This is a genomic window from Rhizobium rosettiformans, from assembly GCF_016806065.1.
Classification (GTDB): Bacteria; Pseudomonadota; Alphaproteobacteria; order Rhizobiales; family Rhizobiaceae; genus Allorhizobium.
This window is the reverse complement of the sequence record NZ_CP032405.1, coordinates 181,931-198,090: the sequence shown is the minus strand read 5'-3', so window position 1 is coordinate 198,090 and position 16,160 is coordinate 181,931. Positions and strand designations below refer to the sequence as shown.

Sequence of the window (16,160 nt, the reverse complement as noted above, 5' to 3'; positions counted from 1 at the left end):
GCGGTACATGCTCGATACCAACATCGTTTCGGCGATCGTGAGGGATCCGCGTGGAAAGGTGCTCGAACGGCTTCTCGAGGTTGGCGAGGAGAACGCCTTCATCAGCATCATCACCCATGGTGAGATCTGGTACGGCGTGAAGAAGAATGGCTCCGAGGAGCTATCACAGAAGGTGTCAGCGGTAACGCGGCGCCTCTATGTGGCGCCCCTTCAACTGCCGACAGACCAACGGTATGCCGATGTCCGGCTGGCGCTGCGGCAGGGCAAAAATATAGGTCCAAATGACCTTTGGATCGCGGCACATGCGCTGGCGCTGGACGCTGTGCTGGTGACGAACAACGAAAGTGAGTTTTCCCGGGTTCCGGGATTGCAGATCGAGAACTGGCTGCGATAGCGGCGGAGATTGAGGAAAGTAGACATGGGCAAGGTTACAGGTTTCATGGAAATCGACCGGCAGGTGGCGAAGTATCAGCCGGCCTCCGACCGCATCCGCCATTTCCGCGAATTCACGATCCCCATGTCGGATGCCGAGGTGACGAAGCAGGCGGCGCGCTGCATGGATTGCGGCATTCCCTATTGCCACGGTCCGACCGGCTGTCCGGTGCATAATCAGATCCCTGATTGGAACGACCTCGTCTACAACAACAAGTGGGAGGAGGCGATCCGCAACCTCCACTCGACGAACAATTTCCCGGAATTCACCGGTCGTGTTTGCCCGGCTCCTTGCGAGGAAGCCTGCACGCTGAACCTCGAGGACACGCCGGTCGCCATCAAGACCGTCGAGCAGGCGATTGCCGACAAGGCCTATGAACTCGGCTTCATCGTGCCGCAGCCGGCAACGATCCACACCGGCAAGAAGGTCGCGATCATCGGCTCCGGTCCCTCTGGTCTCGCCGCCGCCCAGCAGCTCGGCCGCGCCGGCCACGAGGTGCATGTCTACGAGCGCGAAACCAAGCCTGGTGGTCTGCTGCGCTACGGCATTCCGGACTTCAAGATGGAGAAGAACTTCATCGATCGTCGCGTCGAGCAGATGCAGGGCGAAAATGTCACTTTCCATTGCGGCGTCAATGTCGGCGTCGACGTGACCGTCGAGAAGCTGCGCGCGGATTACGACGCAGTCCTCTATTGCGGTGGTTCGGAAACGCCGCGCGAGGCTGGCATTCCCGGCGTCGAGTTCCATGGCGTGCATGATGCCATGCCCTATCTCGTGCAACAGAACCGGCGCGTCGGCCGCGAAAACATCGACAGCGTCGGCTGGCCCGCCGATCCGATCCTTGCCGGCGGCAAGCATGTCGTCGTCGTCGGTGGCGGCGACACGGCGTCTGACTGCGTCGGCACGGCCTTCCGCCAAGGCGCCGTCAAGGTGACCCAGCTCGACATCCGTCCGCGTCCGCCGCAGACGGAAGACAAGCTCGCTGTCTGGCCCTTCTGGGCGACCAAGATGCGCACCTCGTCCAGCCAGGCTGAAGGCGCCAACCGTGAATTCCAGGTGGCAACGCTTGAATTCGTCGGCGAAGACGGCGTGTTGACCGGCGTGAAGTGCTGCCAGGTCGATGAGCGCCGCAAGCCGATCCCCGGCACCGAGTTCATCATCAAGGCCGATCTCGCCTTCATCGCCATCGGTTTCTCCGGCCCGTTCACCGACAGCGTGCTGAAGGATCTCGACGGCAAGCTCGAACTCAACACCGACCGTCGCGGCTCGACCAATGTCGTTGCCAACGACAAGGACTACCGTTCTTCGATCGACAAGGTCTGGGTCGCAGGTGACGCCCGTCGCGGCCAGTCGCTGGTCGTCTGGGCGATCCGCGAAGGACGCCAGGCCGCTCGCGCCATCGACGAGGCGCTGATGGGTGAGAGCGTGCTGCCGCGCTGAGCCTACGGTTTGCCAAACGATTAGGGGCCGCTTTCGAGCGGCCCCTTTTGTTTTGGACGTATTGACTGGATCAGGGTGTCGCCGTGGTCGGCGCGGGAGAGGCTGTCGGCGCCACCTCCGCCTGCCGCTTCACATAGTCCACCCGACCAACCGGCGGATCCGGCAGGCGGCCGTTCTTTACGAGCTGGTCGCGCGGCGTGAGGAAGGTCGAGGAGGCCGGCACGGTTCCGCCAAGCAGTTCGTCAGCGCCGTCGAGCTCCGGATCGAAAAGATCGATCGGCGGGGTGGTGACGATCGCCTTGTTCTCCGATGGCGACAGGGTCACCAGCTCGGGCAGATTGCTGGCGTCGAGGCGGACGATATCCGGGCTCGTCATGTCGCCGAGATAGCGGCGCACGGATTTTTCGACATAGAAGGCGAGCTTGCGTTTGCCGGGGCCGGTAAAGCCGATGCCGTCATTGCCGCGCAGGCGCACCGGCTGGCCATTGATGTCGGAGCCGGTGACGATGAAGCGTCCTTCCTGATCGACGAAGCCTTCCCAGATGTCGACGAATTCGCCGTTCACCTTCTCGATGCTCGATCGATAGATGGTGTTGAGGCGCAGGGCGTCCGCCGTCATGTTTTGCGGGCGGAAAGCTGGCAGCCCGACCCAGATGACGGGCACGCGGGTTTCTGCCGCCACGCTGGCCAGGCGTGCGACCCGGTCACTATAGGCGGCGAACCAGGGATCAGTCCGGAAGTCGAGGCGGCCTGTCGGCGTTACCAGTTGCTGACGGTCGTTGGCGCCGATCTGGATGACCACGACGCTCGGTTTTACATCGCTGACGAGTGCCGGCAACTGGCCCGGCCAATCGTAGAAATCGTCACGCACCAGTCCGGAGGATCCATTGGTGCGGTTCTCTACAACAACGCCGGGTGAGTCCTCGAAGGCGGTCTTCAATCCGTCGCCGAGTGCGCTTGCCACGAAGTCGCCGAGGACGAGGACTGTCTTTGCATTGTCGAGCTTGGGCGGCGGCGGGGGGGCGGCGACCGCGCGGGTGGATTGCGGCCGGGTATTGATCGTGGTCACGCTGCCACTGGTCTTCTTGCGGGTATTGGTTTCGCGCGGCCGCTGCACGTTCTGTGGCGGGACATAGGCCGGCTGGCGTTCGCCGAAGAGCAGGTCGAGGAGAGTGCGGCGGCGTTCCGGCTGCTGGGCTTCGGCAGACGTCGTAATGAATGCGGTCGCGACGACTGTCAGCGCCAGACCGAGCGTCATGAGGCGGGCGAAGGTTCCGCGCGGGCTCGTCAAGTCACACTCCATGGGCGAAAGCGGCGGGCTCAAAATGCATCCGCCGCGCTCTCCTGTTTGTGGAGCGCGGCGGATACCAAGTCAACAGGTGCGCTTGCTGCGGACCCCGGATCAGTTGCGCAGCTTATCGAGCAGGACGCGTGAAGGCTGGCCGTCCACGGACATGCCGAGCCGCTGCTGGATGGCGGTGATTGCCGCCTTCGAGCCAGAGCCGAAATTGCCGTCGATCTTGCCATCGTAATAGCCAAGCGCCTGAAGACGGGTCTGGAGCTCGAACTTTTCCTTGACGTCGAGCGAACCGTCGGGGCGCGGCCAGCGCTGCTGCATGCCGCCATAGCCGGCAATCTCGTCCGCCAGCAATCCGACACCAAGGGCGTAGCTATCGGCGGCGTTGTAGCGCTTGATGACGAAGAAGTTCTTGGTCATCAGGAAGCCCGGCCCGTTGGCGCCACCGAGCATCTTGAGTTCGGCGCGTTCGCTGCCGTTCCTGAAACCCTTGCCGGATGGACGGGCGAAGCCCAGCGCCTGCCACTGCGCAACCGTCTTGGTCTGGCCCGCATATTTGTGGCCCCCTCTCGGGACGGCGATCTCGTAGCCCCAGGTGCGGCCGGTCTGCCAGTCATTCTTGGCAAGCAGATTGGCGGCGGTGGCGAGTGCGTCCGGGATCGAATGCCAGATGTCCTTGCTACCGTTGCCGTCGGCGTCAATGCCGTAAAGTAGGTAGCTCGTCGGAATGAACTGGGTATGGCCCATCGCCCCGGCCCAGGAACCCATCAGGTTTTTGTTGGTCACGTCACCGTTCTGCAGCATCTTCAAGGCGGCAACCAACTGGGTACGGGCGTATTTTGCCCGTCTCTTGTCCGCATAAGCCAGTGTCGCCAGGGAACGCGGCACGTTGTGCAGTCGATCGGGACGCTCCAAGGCGGCGCCGTAGTTTGATTCCATCGACCAGATCGCCAGCAGCACGTGCTTGTCGACGCCGAAGTGGTTTTCCAAGGCTGTCAGCAGGCGCCCGTGCTTGGCCAACATCTCCTGGCCCACCTTGACCGTGTAAGGGTTCACGCGGCTATCCAGATAGTCCCAGATCTGGGACCTGAACTCTGGCTGGTAAGCAGCCTTTTCCAGTACAAACTGGTCTGGTTCGGTCACGCCGTTGAATGCCTGGCGATAGGTCCGCTCGGTGATGCCTTCCTTGGCGGCGACGGGATAAAAGTCGCGGATCCACTTCTGGAAACCGGCGTCCGCGAAGGCTTCCATGGGGATGAGCGCTGTCGTCAGCGTCAGCGCGATGGCGCCGAGCAGGCTGGGGCGGTGTCTTTTCATGGGCATCTCCCGTGCATTCTTGAGTTGGCAGCCGGAACAAGGCTGTTCACCACAGGTTAATGCTGTTCAGTCAACAAACCCTTTACCACGTTGTCCGACCAAGCTTTGCCTTTGCCATTTTGAAGCAATTGTATGTTACTGGGCGTGACCGCGTTATGAAGACGTTAATCGATTTAGATCCTCGAGGAGGAATGAGTGGTTCAGACTAAAAAGCTCCGTAAAGCCGTTTTTCCCGTCGCCGGTCTCGGTACGCGTTTTCTTCCCGCCACCAAGGCGGTTCCGAAAGAAATGCTTACCGTCGTCGACAAGCCGGTCATCCAGTATGTGGTTGACGAGGCCATCGAAGCCGGGATCGAGCACTTCGTCTTCGTGACCGGCCGTGGGAAAGCGGTCATCGAGGACTATTTCGACATTCAGTTCGAACTCGAACAGACCCTGAAGGCCCGCAACAAGAACGCTGAACTTTCGCTTCTCGACTCACTCCAGCCGACCGCCGGTCAAACCAGTTTCACGCGACAACAGGAGCCGCTGGGCCTCGGACACGCCGTCTGGTGTGCTCGCGACATCGTAGGGCACGAACCCTTCGCGCTTCTGCTGCCTGACATGATTATGCGCGGCGAAAAGGCTTGCCTCAAGGGCATGGTCGAACTTTATGAAAAGACCGGCGGCAACATTGTGGCGGTCGAGGAATGCGCGCCGGATCAGGCCCACAAATACGGCATCGTTGGCGTCGGTGACGCGCTCGAAGGCGGCTTCAAGATTACGCAAATGGTCGAGAAGCCTGCCAAGGGGACTGCGCCCTCCAACTTCTTCATCAACGGTCGCTACATCCTGCAGCCGGAAATCTTCGAGATCCTGTCGACCCAGGAGCGTGGCGCCGGCAACGAGATCCAGCTAACCGACGGCATGCTGAAGCTTGCCCAGAACCAAGATTTCGCCGGTTACCACTTCAGGGGGCAGACCTTCGACTGCGGTTCCAAGGACGGCTTCATCCTGGCAAACGTCGCCTTTGCCATCGAGCGATCCGACATTCGTCCGGCCATCGAGGACAATTTGAAGGCACTGCTGGCCGCACTGAAGTAAAATGAAATCCCTGACCGCCAGGCTCAGCGCTTGGCGGTCAGGCCCACCAATGCCGTCACCGTGCTGTTGTCGGTGCCGGTCTTGTAGTTCGTTCGCTCGTAAGCGAGATCTGCCGTCGCATCGAGATAGCGGTTTACCTTCCAGGTCAGGCCGGCGCCCGCGAGATAGGCCGTCGTATCGCTCGCACTCGCGTTTCCGTCGTAATTCGTGAAGGTTGTCCCGCCGGTCAGGCGTGCGACGAGGTTCGTGCGCAGGTCGTGGGAGAGGGCGGCAGTGACCCGGTGGATCGTTGCACCGTTGACACCGGCCGTGGTCGATGGATCGATGCTCGTGTCCAGCGAGAGATCGATGTTGGTGCCGTCGCGCGGTGACCAGAAGATGTTGCCATCCACCGTCATCGCTGACAGTTCCGCCAGGCGCGCGTCCTCGAAGGTCTGGTGCTCGTAACCCAGGGCGATTTCGCCGCGCAGCTTCTCTCCCAGATCGACGGCCACCCCCGCTTTTGCGCCATAGAGATCCGCCGAGCGCCGGTACCCTGACGAATCCTCCGCTTCGTCATAGTCGATCCGCCCGATCGTGCCTTCTATGAAGGGCGTGAGAGCAGGCGATATTTCGTATCCTAGACGGCTGCTGACGGTGTAGCGATTGCGGTCGCGATCGCTGCGTTCGAGGATGCCGCCATTGGAAAGCTTGGCATCGGAATACTGAAATCGCGTGATATCGCCCGCGATCGAGCCGCGGATCATACCGAAGTCCCGCTCGATAGACAGGCCGGTCCCGAACTGATTGACGCCGGACTGGACCCTGGCGCCTGATACGGCGTTCGGATCGTCGCTATCCTCGCGGCTGAAACTGTAGGAGCCGGAAAGTGTGGCAATGGTGTCATCGGCCAGATCGAGACGCAGGCGCGCGTCGATATTGGCACGGGGCTTGTCGTTGTCCGCACCAGACAGCGTTTCCTGCCAGGCCCCTTCGGCTCCGACATTCAGCTCATGTCTCGACCAGTCCGAGGTCAAAGTACCCTTCAGCCCGGTTTCGGAGAATGTGCGGTTGGCTTTGACACCGCCGGATTTTTCCCGCTCGGTCCCCAATTTCTGGCTGATCGACGGCCGCAGGATCATGCTGCCGAGGCGAATGCCGGTGCCGTCTTCGGCGTCCAGTGCATCGCGGCGAATGCGGGCGGCCGTCGGGTCGTCGAGCCGGGTCTCGCGCAGGTTCTGGCGACCGATGTCGTCGTCCAGCGGCACGGCATCGGGATCCGCAAGCGGTTCCATGGCGAAGCTGTTCGGCGCGATCGTGGCTGTCGTGGTCGGATCGGTCGCCACTGCGGGGGCTGATGTCGACATCTCGCTCGCGCGCGTCGCAATGCCTTCCGGGCCGATCCCCAGTGGCTGCCTGCCGCTTGCCGACATGCCTTGAGAGGATTGCGCCGTGGGGCGTGTCTCTTGGGCGGCGAGCAGCGAGGGATGCACGAGCGCCGACAGCGCAAGGGCGCTGGCGAAAGCGCGCAGTCCCAGGCGGCCTGCGCCGCGCGTGTTCCGATTTTCGACTGAAGTCATGCTTGCGCCTGGCGATCTGTAATGCTTACCCAATCGTAAAGCCTGGTGGTTAATGATTGGTTTCGGCGGTCTTTGGCGACCGGGCACGCTTTGCCGCAGGGGCGGCATGCGCCACAAGAATTTACAGCAGCCGACAAACGCAGTATGGGACGCCATGATCAAGCGCGCAGTCAATCTCGTTGAAGCCAGTGCCACCGAATCCGCTCTTCGCGTCATCTCGACCGAGCGGGAGGGGCTACGTGTCCTCGAAGAGGCCTTGGCCGGGCCGCTCGCCGCTCCCTTCTGCAATGCGGTCAAAACGATCGGCGGGATCGGCGGTCGCGTGATTGTCACCGGTGTCGGCAAGAGTGGCCATATCGGTTCGAAAATCGCGGCCACCTTCGCCTCGACCGGCACGCCCGCCTTCTTTGTCCACCCATCGGAAGCCAATCACGGCGATCTCGGCATGATCGCGCAGGATGATGCGATCCTGGCGATCTCCTGGGGTGGCGAAACGACCGAACTGCAGGGTATTCTCAGCTTCTCCCGCCGTTTCTCGATCCCGCTGATTGCCATCACTGCGGGTGAAAGCTCCACGCTCGCCCGCAATGCCGATGTCGTGCTTCTGATGCCGAAGGTTCAGGAGGCCTGCCCGCACGGGCTGGCGCCGACGACCTCGGCTGTGCTGCAGCTTGCGGTCGGCGACGCGATTGCGATTGCGCTTCTCGAAGCGCGCGGGTTTTCGCCGTCGGACTTTCGCACCTTCCATCCGGGCGGCAAGCTCGGCGCGGCACTCACCCATGTGCGCGACATCATGCATACCGGCGATCGCCTGCCGCTGGTGGCGCTCGGTACGCCCATGCCCGAGGCGGTCAAGACCCTGTCGCACAAGCATTTCGGCTGTGTGGGGATCGTGGATGAAGCCGGCAAGCTCTGCGGCATCGTGACGGAAGGCGACATGGCCCGCAATCTCGCGCGGGATCTGTCGATCCTGAACGTCGATGACGTGATGACCCGCAATCCGAAGGTCATCAAGGGCGATGCCCTCGCGACGACCGCCGCGGCGATGATCAACAAACATGGCATTGGTGCACTGATCGTCGTCGATGACGAGAACACGCCCGTCGGCCTCATTCACTTCCACGATCTGCTCAGGATCGGGGTCGCCTGAGGGGGACTCAAGCCTCTTCTACTGTCAGATCGCGACCATCGCTGGAAACAATCCGCACGCGAGCGCCACCGGGCAGGTCCGGGCCGGAGACCAGCCAGAAGGTGTCATCCAGCCGGATGCGGCCGCGGCCCTCGCGGATGGGCTCTGCCAGCACGGCGGTGCGGCCGACGAGGCTTGCACCACGCTGATTGAGGAGCGGTTCGTCGCTGGACGACTCGAGGCGAGTGAAGAGACGGCGTCCGGCGAGCGTGAAGGCGACGGCACTTGCCGCAAAGACCAGCGACTGGATTTGCCACGACCAGAAGCCCGCATCCCAAAGCAGCAGAGACAAAACACCTGTCAGGATGGCGCCAAGGCCGATCCAGACCAGGAAGACGCCGGGCATGACGAGTTCGGCCGCAAGCAGCAGCATGCCGAGGACCCACCAGCTCCAGGGACCGAGTTCGGCGATGATGCGCGCCAGCATGGTGGTCACTCGCCGTTCGGGTTGAAGGAGCTGATCGGCGGCGTGGTGCGGGGTGCTGCGGCTGGGCGCGGCGGGGCAGGGCGCTTGTCGTCGCCGAAGACTTCGCGAGCAATCGCGCCGATGCCGCCGAGCGAGCCGATTAGGGAAGTCGCCTCCATCGGCATCAGAACCACCTTGGAATTACTGGCGGTGCCGATCGCGGCCATGGCCTCGGTGTATTTCTGGGCGACGAAGTAGTTGATGGCGTTGACGTCGCCGGCGGCGATCGCTTCCGAGACGAGGCGGGTGGCCTTGGCTTCGGCTTCGGCCAGACGCTCACGGGCTTCGGCCTCGCGATAGGCGGCCTCGCGCTCACCTTCGGCCTGAAGGATGGCGGCCTGTTTGGCGCCCTCGGCCCTCAGGATCTGGGCATTGCGGAAGCCTTCTGCTTCGAGGACCTGGGCGCGCTTCTCACGCTCCGCCTTCATCTGGCGACCCATGGCATCCACCAGATCGGCCGGTGGCTGAATATCCTTGATCTCGACGCGGGTGACCTTGATGCCCCAGGGGCGGACCGCCTCATCGACGACGCGCAGCAGGCGATCGTTGATCACCTCGCGGTTGGAGAGCAGTTCATCGAGGTCCATCGAGCCCATGACCGAGCGGATATTGGTCATCGTCAGGTTCAGGATGGCATTTTCCAGGTTCGACACCTGATAGGCAGCTTCCGCGGCGTTCAGCACCTGATAGAAGGCGACCGCATCGGCAGAGACCGAGGCATTGTCCTTGGTGATGACTTCCTGGGTTGGCACGTCGAGCACCTGCTCCATGACGTTCATCTTCGAACCGATCCGCTCGAAGAACGGGATGATCAGGTTGAGGCCCGGCTCAAGGGTGCGTGTGTAGCGGCCGAAACGCTCAATCGTGTAGCGGAAGCCCTGCGGAACGGTCTTGATACCGGCAAAGAGGACCAGGATCACGAGCAGTACGAGTGCGATGACGACGATGTCCGGACCGGTGACGGGCATGAATTCCTCCAGCATTGGTGCAAACGAAGATTGCGCCCCCTTGGTCTAACATCGTGGCGGGACAGGGTAAATGCAAAGGATGGCGGTCACACACGGGCATGGTTTGCCGTGGAGGCTGGCAGGGGCCGCAAGAAACGGAAAAGCGGCGGGATCTCTCCCGCCGCCTCGATTTTCAGGCTGATCGACCTGAGCTTAGAACTCTTCCCAGTTGTCCTGGGCCACTGCCGCGTTGCCATGGCTGCGTGGTGCGGGGGCGGCATGCCGGGCGACTTCGGCGGCGCGTGGTGCAGGAGAGCGGCTTGCCGATACCGAAGGCTGGGCCATGACACGGGCGGTTTCGCGGAGTGCTGATGCCTGGGTCTGCTGCACGCCGTCGATGCTGAAGTGCGAGATCAACTCGCGTAGCTTGGCGGCTTCGCTCGCAAGTGCTGCCGAGGCAGCGTTGGATTCCTCGACCATGGCAGCATTCTGCTGGGTCGTCTGGTCCATCGAGTTTACCGCATGGTTGACTTCCGAGAGGCCGGTTGCCTGTTCCTTGGCGGAAAGGGCAATCGCATCCATGTGGGTGTTCATCTCGGTGATGAAGCCACCGATGGTGCGCAGTGCTTCGCCGGTCTTGCGAACGAGATCCACGCCGCCAGCAACCTCGGTCGACGAGTTCTGGATGAGGGCCTTGATCTCCTTCGCAGCATTGGCAGAGCGCTGGGCGAGTTCACGGACTTCCTGGGCGACGACGGCGAAGCCCTTGCCGGCTTCCCCGGCGCGTGCTGCTTCAACACCGGCATTGAGCGCCAGAAGGTTGGTCTGGAAGGCGATTTCGTCGATGACGCCGATGATATTCGAGATCTGCTGCGACGAGTTTTCAATCCGGCGCATGGCTTCTTCGGCGCGGGACACGACTTCAGAGGATTGGTTGGCAGAGGTGTTGGCATGGGCCGCCACACCGCGGGCCTCTTCTGTCCGCTTGGTCGAATTGACGACGTTGGCGGTGATCTCTTCGACTGCGGCTGCCGTCTGCTCAAGGGCGGCGGCCTGCTGTTCGGTGCGCTTCGACAGGTGATCGGTCCCCGACGCAATCTCGCGTGTGCCGGTCTCCATGGTCGCGACGCTGTTGTTGATCGAGGCCATGGTCTGGTTCAGCTGGCGGACAGACTGGTTGAAGTCGTGGCGGAGTGCCTCGAAATCGGGAGCGAAAGCTTCGTTGATCTGGAAAGCGAGATCGCCGGAGGCGAGGCGCTTCAGGCCAGCGGCCAGACCCGACGTAGCGATGCGAAGACGTTCAGCTGCATCCGCTTCAGCGCGCTGCTGGGTCGCAATGCGATCGGCCTCTGCCTGACGACGGTTACCGTCGGCCTCTGCTTCCAGCCGCTTGTTGGCCACGGCCGCCTCACGGAAGATCTGCATCGCTGCGGCCATGCGGCCGATTTCGTCCTTGCCACCCTGATCGATCGTGACGTCGAGGTCGCCATTGGCGAGGCGCGTCGTGTTGTCGGCGAGCTTGCCGAGCGGACGGGAAACGAGCTGGAAGTTGAGGAAGCCGAGCAGAACGGCAGCGATACCGACGACGATCGATGCGCCGAGGCTGACCGTTACCACAAGCGAGAGGGCTGCGGTCTGGTTTTCAGCGGCTGCGGCGGCGCGCGCCGAAAGAGCAGACTTGATCTCGCCAAGGCGGGCTTCGAAGGCCTTGACCAGGGCCTCGCCTTCACCCGTCACTTCGATGGCGCGGGCCAGTTCAACCGTTGCGGGGTCTCGCATCAAGAGAATCTGCCGTTCCATGAAGTTCGTCTTCCAAGTCTCAAAGGCGTTGATCGCCTCCTTGAACTTCGAGAGCTCACCGGGAGCAGACGTCGAGAGCATCGCTTCGATATTGGGACGGTCTGCGCCCATTTCCGCAGCGACCTCCTTTGCGCCATCCGCGTAATCGCGGTTGCCAGTCAACAGGAAGGTTTTCAGTTGGAGGTCCGCGATGTAAAGGTCGGCGGAGAATTCTTCGATGACCTCCAGGGCGCGATTCATCGTTGCGGTTTCCGCGACCTGCTCACTCGCCGTGATGGCGCGGTTGTGCATGAAGGTGGAGGCTGCGATCGCGATAGCGGCAAGGAGTCCGAAAGCGAGGAAGCCTTTGGCGCTTACGGATAAATTCTTGAGCATGGTAAAATCCTGTCCCGGTCGGGGTCGAATTGGATCATGGTTTACAGGACGGCCGCCATCATGGAGCCGTGTCGACGGATCAGCTGCCGGCTAGCGCCCGGCGCTCGAGTTCCGTCAGGTTGAGTTCGACGGTGACGGCGCCGATCTTCTTCTTGGCGCTGTCGACCAGCGTCAGGCTCACCTGGTTTCGCCAGATCTTCATGTCGTCGTCCCACTCGGCTTCATCGATGAAGATCGCGTCCTCCGAGACGTCATATGTCTTCTGGAACTTCGCCTCGTCGCCCTGCCAGAAGTCGCTGGTGATCGAGCTCTGGCCGACGTTCAGGCCGTTCTGGTCCATGACGAAGATTTCGGGATAGAGGCCGAGCGACTTGCCCTGGATGCGGGCGAGATAGACGGAGAGCGGGTTGGAGAGCGTGGCGGCAATCAGCGGCTTGTCGGTCGCTTCGCGCTCGGCCTTCCATTGATTGTCCAGCTCGTCGATCTTCTCCTGGGAGAGCTCGGTCAGCCGGGCGTTTTGCGCTTCGACCGATACGGTGACGATCTCGGCGGAAATAAATTCCTGGATCTGCTTGATCAGCTCTGGCGAGACGAGCTTGGCGACATCAGGCTGTGCCGGTTCTGCATGGGCAGTGGCGAGCGACGCGACGAGGAATGTCGATGCCAATGCGGTCGTGACGAATTTCATGGTGGTCTCCTTCAACTCCCCCTAATTCTAGGGATCATTACTAAATGGAACCTTAATATAAGAAATCGCCTATCTAAAATTATATTGAAATCCAACCATTTAGGGAATTTTTCCCATTCTAGATCTGCGCGGGTGGGCAGCTTGAGGTTGTCTCTGCGGTTGTGCTACTTCGGAACTCCGGCGCGCTAAGCAAATGAAAAGATGCACTAAAATTGAGCATGTGTACCGAAAATTGGGCTTTTTCTCATCGGCTCGCCATGCGTGTTCATCGTCTCGGTTGTGTCGCTGACGTAGCTCAAATGCCCCTCTAGAGGGCACGGCTATGCGAAGAGACATGGATACAAAGGAAAAGGGGACCGCCTTCCGGCAGCCCCCTTCATCATCTCGTATGTCACTTAGCCTATTGAGCTTCAGGCCCAGCCCTGGAGTTCCCGGCGCACAACGTTCTCGATCACGCGCATGCCATCATCGCTGTCGTTGAGGCAGGGAATGTGGGTGAACTTCTCGCCGCCATTGTGCAGGAAGTCCTCGCCCGCTTCACCGGCGATTTCTTCCAGCGTCTCCAGGCAGTCGGAGACGAAGCCGGGGTTCATGATGGCGATGCGTTTCACGCCTTCCTGAGCGAGCTTTTCGACCGTCTTGTCGGTATAGGGCTGCAGCCATTCCTCAGGCCCGAAACGGGACTGGAAGGTGACCATCAGCTTTTCCTTCTCCCATCCGAGGTGCTCGCGCAAGAGACGCGTCGTCTTGTGACACTGGCAGTGATAGGGATCGCCCTTCATGAAGTAGGACTTCGGGATGCCGTGATAGGAGGTAATGACCAGTTCCGGTTCCCAGTCCAGCGTCGCCAGATGCTGGTTGATCGAATTGGCCAGCGCCTCGATATAAACAGGATCGTCGGCATATTGCGGGACCGTACGAAGCGCCGGCTGCCAGCGCATCTTCAACAGCGCCTTGAAGGCTTCGTCGTTGACGGTCGCCGTGGTTGCCGCCGCATAGTGCGGGTAGAGCGGATAGACGAGAATCTTCTCGCAACCCGCCTTCTGCATCTCGTTCATCTTCGCCTGGATCGCCGGCTGGCCGTAGCGCATGGCCCAGTCGACATGCACATTCGGCAGATCCTTCAAGGCAACCGCGAGCTTTTCGCCCTGGCTGCGCGTGTATGTGCGCAGATAGCTCTCATCGAGATCCTTGTTCCAGATCTCCTCATAGGCCTTGCCGACCTTCTGTGGACGACGATTGAGGACGATCCCGTAGAGGATCGGGTACCAGAACCACCGCGACCACTCGATGACGCGCTTGTCCGTCAGGAATTCCTCGAGATAGCGGCGCATGGACTTGTAGTCCGTGCCATCGGGCGTTCCGAGGTTGACGAGCAGCACGCCGACCTTGCCGAAATTGACGGGCGGATGGTCGGAGGGCCAATGGGCAGGCAGTACATTCATCTTGATATCCTGGTGATGAGATCTCGACCGTTACGTGGCGAAGGCCAGTTGAGATCATCTGATAAAAGCAAAAGCCGGCCCGGGGAAGCCCGGACCGGCTTTTGGCATGCGTCAAACGGTCTTACTGCGGCGGAAGCTGCAATTCCCGGCCGATCGAGATGACATTCGGATTGCGCAGAGCATTCGCCTCGGCAATCTTGCTCCACATCATGCCGTCGCCATAGGTGGCCTGAGCAATCTTCCAAAGGCTGTCGCCAGCCACGACCTTATAGACGGTCGCGGCAGTCGTCATGGCCGTATCCGTAGCGGTTGCCGCTGGAGCTTCTGCCGCAGCGGGCGCCTCTGCAGCCGCCGGCGCCTCGGTTGCAGCTGGAGCCTCAGCGGTCGGTGCTTCCGTTGCGGTTGCAGCCGGTGCGCTCGCGTCGGCCTGCGGCGCGGCAGTCTCGTCCGCTGCCGTAGCCGTCGCCGAGATCACGGTGATGCGACCGTCGGTGTAAGGCGTGTAGGGGCTGTTCTTGGCGATGTAGTCGGCCACCACGGTCTCGAGGCCCGGGCCGAAATCGTAGGCGTTCTGGCCGCCGCTCTCGAAGACGCCATAGCCATCACCACCAGTGCGCATATAGTTGTTGGTGGCCACGCCATAGACCTTCTCGGGGTCGATCGCGACGAAGGCGTCACCTTCCTTGACCTCGACGGAGGAGATGCGGCTGCCGGCCGGCTTGCTCAGATCAGCGGTGAACTTCAAACCGGACACTTGCGGGAAACGGCCAGCCCCTTCCTCGACCTGGCCAACGCCATTTTCAAGCGCGGCCACGATGTCGGAGCCCTTCAGCTGGAAGGAGGCAAGCGTGTTCTGGAAGGGCAGAACCGTCAGGACTTCGCCCATGGTGACGGTGCCGGCGTCGATCGACGCGCGCAGGCCGCCGCCATTCTGAATAGCAATGGTAACACCCTGATCGCTCAGGCGGTCCACCATGGCATCGGCCACGAGATTGCCCATGGTGCATTCGACCGCACGGCAGGTTTCACGCGAGCCGTCGATGGCCTCGGCAGTCTCGCCAATTTCCTTCAGCTTCAACTCCTCGATCGGGCCGCCGAGTTCGGCCACCTTGGCGACGAAGCCTTCATCCGGGGTCACGGAGGCGTCGAGCAGCTTCGGTTCGCCAGTCGCGGTCTTGACGACGCCGGCATCATCGAAAACGACCGTCAGGTCGCCGAGATACTTGGAATAGGCATAGGCCTGGACGATCGGAACATCTTGGCCGGCCGGGTTCTTGACCATGGTCGGGTAAGGGCCGGCGGCCTTCTCGTCGGTGTTGGACAAAAGCGTGTGGCTATGGCCGCCGACGATCACGTCGATGCCGTCAACGGCTGCCGCGATTTCCTGATCCTTGACGTAGCCGACATGCGAGAGCAGCACGATCTTGTCGATGCCCTGTCCTTCGATTTCGGCCACGGCTTCCTTCAGATAGGTGATCTCGTCGGCAAAAAGGATCGTGTCACCAGGCGAGGAGGTCTCGTCCGTGTCGGTTGCGAGGACCGAAACGATTGCGACCTTCTCCTCGCCGAACTCCTTGACGATGTAGGGCTTGAACTTGTCGGCGACCGGAGAGTTGAGGCCGGCGAGCGTATTGCCGGAGATCAGCGGGAACTGCAGAGCATCGATGAACTTTGCGAGCTCTTCCGGGCCGTCATCGAATTCGTGGTTGCCGATGGCCATGGCATCGAAGCCGATGGCGTTCATGAACTCGGCAATCGGGGCGCTCTTGTAGGTGGTGTAGAACAAGGAGCCCTGGAACTGGTCGCCAGCGTCGAGTGTCAGTACGTTCTTGCCCTCAAGTTCGGCACGACGGGCGTCGATTGCGGCCTTCACGCGGGCAATGCCGCCGAAGCATTCGTTCTTGGCAGCATCATCTGCCGAGCAGGTGGAATCGGATTTGCTGATGGCTTCGATGCGGGAATGCAGGTCATTGATGTGCAGGATGTTAAGTTCGAAATCGGCCAGAGCGGTTCCGGCGGTCAGGGCCAGCACCGAGGCGCTGAAAAGGCCAATCTTCAAATGTCTGAACATCTTATCTCTCCTGTTGCAATCGATCACCCACAGTCTGGCACGGATTGATG

At 61.4% G+C, this 16,160-nt stretch carries 13 protein-coding genes; 4 read left to right on the top strand and 9 right to left on the bottom strand.

The annotated features are described in order from the left end of the window. Window positions 1-7: 7 nt before the first annotated feature. Together D4A92_RS01060 and D4A92_RS01055 are read left to right on the top strand one after the other, a co-directional pair. A complete protein-coding gene (locus tag D4A92_RS01060) occupies window positions 8-394 on the top strand; it encodes a type II toxin-antitoxin system VapC family toxin (protein WP_348649885.1) in 387 nt (128 codons plus the stop codon). Between the two features lie 24 nt (window positions 395-418). After that, entirely contained in the window at window positions 419-1,873 is a 1,455-nt protein-coding gene (locus D4A92_RS01055; protein ID WP_203017527.1) for a glutamate synthase subunit beta, read from the top strand. Between the two features lie 70 nt (window positions 1,874-1,943). On the opposite strand, the gene D4A92_RS01050 is transcribed toward D4A92_RS01055, so the two are convergent. Both D4A92_RS01050 and D4A92_RS01045 read right to left on the bottom strand, forming a co-directional pair. Continuing rightward, window positions 1,944-3,164, bottom strand: a complete 1,221-nt coding sequence (locus tag D4A92_RS01050; protein ID WP_203017526.1) for an SGNH/GDSL hydrolase family protein — start codon at window positions 3,162-3,164, stop codon at window positions 1,944-1,946. 111 nt (window positions 3,165-3,275) lie between these two features. Beyond that, the gene (locus D4A92_RS01045) at window positions 3,276-4,487 is read right to left on the bottom strand and encodes a lytic murein transglycosylase (protein ID WP_203017525.1); all 1,212 of its coding nucleotides are present in this window, start codon (window positions 4,485-4,487) and stop codon (window positions 3,276-3,278) included. A gap of 195 nt (window positions 4,488-4,682) precedes the next feature. Here D4A92_RS01045 and galU point away from each other — a divergent pair, with 195 nt between their 5' ends. After that, window positions 4,683-5,570 carry a UTP--glucose-1-phosphate uridylyltransferase GalU gene (galU, locus tag D4A92_RS01040; protein ID WP_203017524.1) on the top strand — a complete coding sequence of 296 codons (888 nt, stop codon included), beginning with the start codon at window positions 4,683-4,685 and terminating at the stop codon, window positions 5,568-5,570. A 23-nt stretch (window positions 5,571-5,593) separates the two neighbouring features. On the opposite strand, the gene D4A92_RS01035 is transcribed toward galU, so the two are convergent. After that, window positions 5,594-7,129: an outer membrane beta-barrel protein gene (locus D4A92_RS01035; RefSeq protein WP_203017523.1), complete on the bottom strand. Its 1,536-nt coding sequence runs from the start codon at window positions 7,127-7,129 to the stop codon at window positions 5,594-5,596. A 154-nt stretch (window positions 7,130-7,283) separates the two neighbouring features. On the opposite strand from D4A92_RS01035, the gene D4A92_RS01030 reads away from it, so the two are divergent. Beyond that, window positions 7,284-8,279, top strand: coding sequence for a KpsF/GutQ family sugar-phosphate isomerase (locus tag D4A92_RS01030; protein ID WP_203017522.1), 996 nt, complete (start codon window positions 7,284-7,286; stop codon window positions 8,277-8,279). Window positions 8,280-8,286: 7 nt separating this feature from the next. On the opposite strand, the gene D4A92_RS01025 is transcribed toward D4A92_RS01030, so the two are convergent. From D4A92_RS01025 to D4A92_RS01000, 6 genes are all read right to left on the bottom strand, one after another. Continuing rightward, window positions 8,287-8,745: an NfeD family protein gene (locus tag D4A92_RS01025; RefSeq protein WP_203017521.1), complete on the bottom strand. Its 459-nt coding sequence runs from the start codon at window positions 8,743-8,745 to the stop codon at window positions 8,287-8,289. 5 nt (window positions 8,746-8,750) lie between these two features. Then, window positions 8,751-9,752: an SPFH domain-containing protein gene (locus D4A92_RS01020; protein WP_203017520.1), complete on the bottom strand. Its 1,002-nt coding sequence runs from the start codon at window positions 9,750-9,752 to the stop codon at window positions 8,751-8,753. Between the two features lie 192 nt (window positions 9,753-9,944). Next, window positions 9,945-11,906: a methyl-accepting chemotaxis protein gene (locus D4A92_RS01015; protein ID WP_203017519.1), complete on the bottom strand. Its 1,962-nt coding sequence runs from the start codon at window positions 11,904-11,906 to the stop codon at window positions 9,945-9,947. Between the two features lie 79 nt (window positions 11,907-11,985). Beyond that, the gene (locus tag D4A92_RS01010) at window positions 11,986-12,594 is read right to left on the bottom strand and encodes a hypothetical protein (protein WP_203017518.1); all 609 of its coding nucleotides are present in this window, start codon (window positions 12,592-12,594) and stop codon (window positions 11,986-11,988) included. Between the two features lie 410 nt (window positions 12,595-13,004). Then, window positions 13,005-14,039, bottom strand: a complete 1,035-nt coding sequence (gene hemH, locus D4A92_RS01005) for a ferrochelatase (RefSeq protein ID WP_203017517.1) — start codon at window positions 14,037-14,039, stop codon at window positions 13,005-13,007. A 121-nt stretch (window positions 14,040-14,160) separates the two neighbouring features. After that, the gene (locus D4A92_RS01000) at window positions 14,161-16,110 is read right to left on the bottom strand and encodes a 5'-nucleotidase C-terminal domain-containing protein (RefSeq protein ID WP_203017516.1); all 1,950 of its coding nucleotides are present in this window, start codon (window positions 16,108-16,110) and stop codon (window positions 14,161-14,163) included. Window positions 16,111-16,160 lie beyond the last annotated feature (50 nt).

Bases quoted from the DNA above. Each gene is read 5' to 3' on its own strand.
- D4A92_RS01030 (WP_203017522.1), top strand. From the start codon at position 7,284: ATGATCAAGCGCGCAGTCAATCTCGTTGAAGCCAGTGCCACCGAATCC.
- D4A92_RS01025 (WP_203017521.1), bottom strand. From the start codon at position 8,745: ATGCTGGCGCGCATCATCGCCGAACTCGGTCCCTGGAGCTGGTGGGTC.
- D4A92_RS01035 (WP_203017523.1), bottom strand. From the start codon at position 7,129: ATGACTTCAGTCGAAAATCGGAACACGCGCGGCGCAGGCCGCCTGGGA.
- D4A92_RS01055 (WP_203017527.1), top strand. From the start codon at position 419: ATGGGCAAGGTTACAGGTTTCATGGAAATCGACCGGCAGGTGGCGAAG.
- D4A92_RS01045 (WP_203017525.1), bottom strand. From the start codon at position 4,487: ATGAAAAGACACCGCCCCAGCCTGCTCGGCGCCATCGCGCTGACGCTG.
- hemH (WP_203017517.1), bottom strand. From the start codon at position 14,039: ATGAATGTACTGCCTGCCCATTGGCCCTCCGACCATCCGCCCGTCAAT.
- D4A92_RS01020 (WP_203017520.1), bottom strand. From the start codon at position 9,752: ATGCCCGTCACCGGTCCGGACATCGTCGTCATCGCACTCGTACTGCTC.
- D4A92_RS01010 (WP_203017518.1), bottom strand. From the start codon at position 12,594: ATGAAATTCGTCACGACCGCATTGGCATCGACATTCCTCGTCGCGTCG.
- D4A92_RS01000 (WP_203017516.1), bottom strand. From the start codon at position 16,110: ATGTTCAGACATTTGAAGATTGGCCTTTTCAGCGCCTCGGTGCTGGCC.
- D4A92_RS01015 (WP_203017519.1), bottom strand. From the start codon at position 11,906: ATGCTCAAGAATTTATCCGTAAGCGCCAAAGGCTTCCTCGCTTTCGGA.
- D4A92_RS01060 (WP_348649885.1), top strand. From the start codon at position 8: ATGCTCGATACCAACATCGTTTCGGCGATCGTGAGGGATCCGCGTGGA.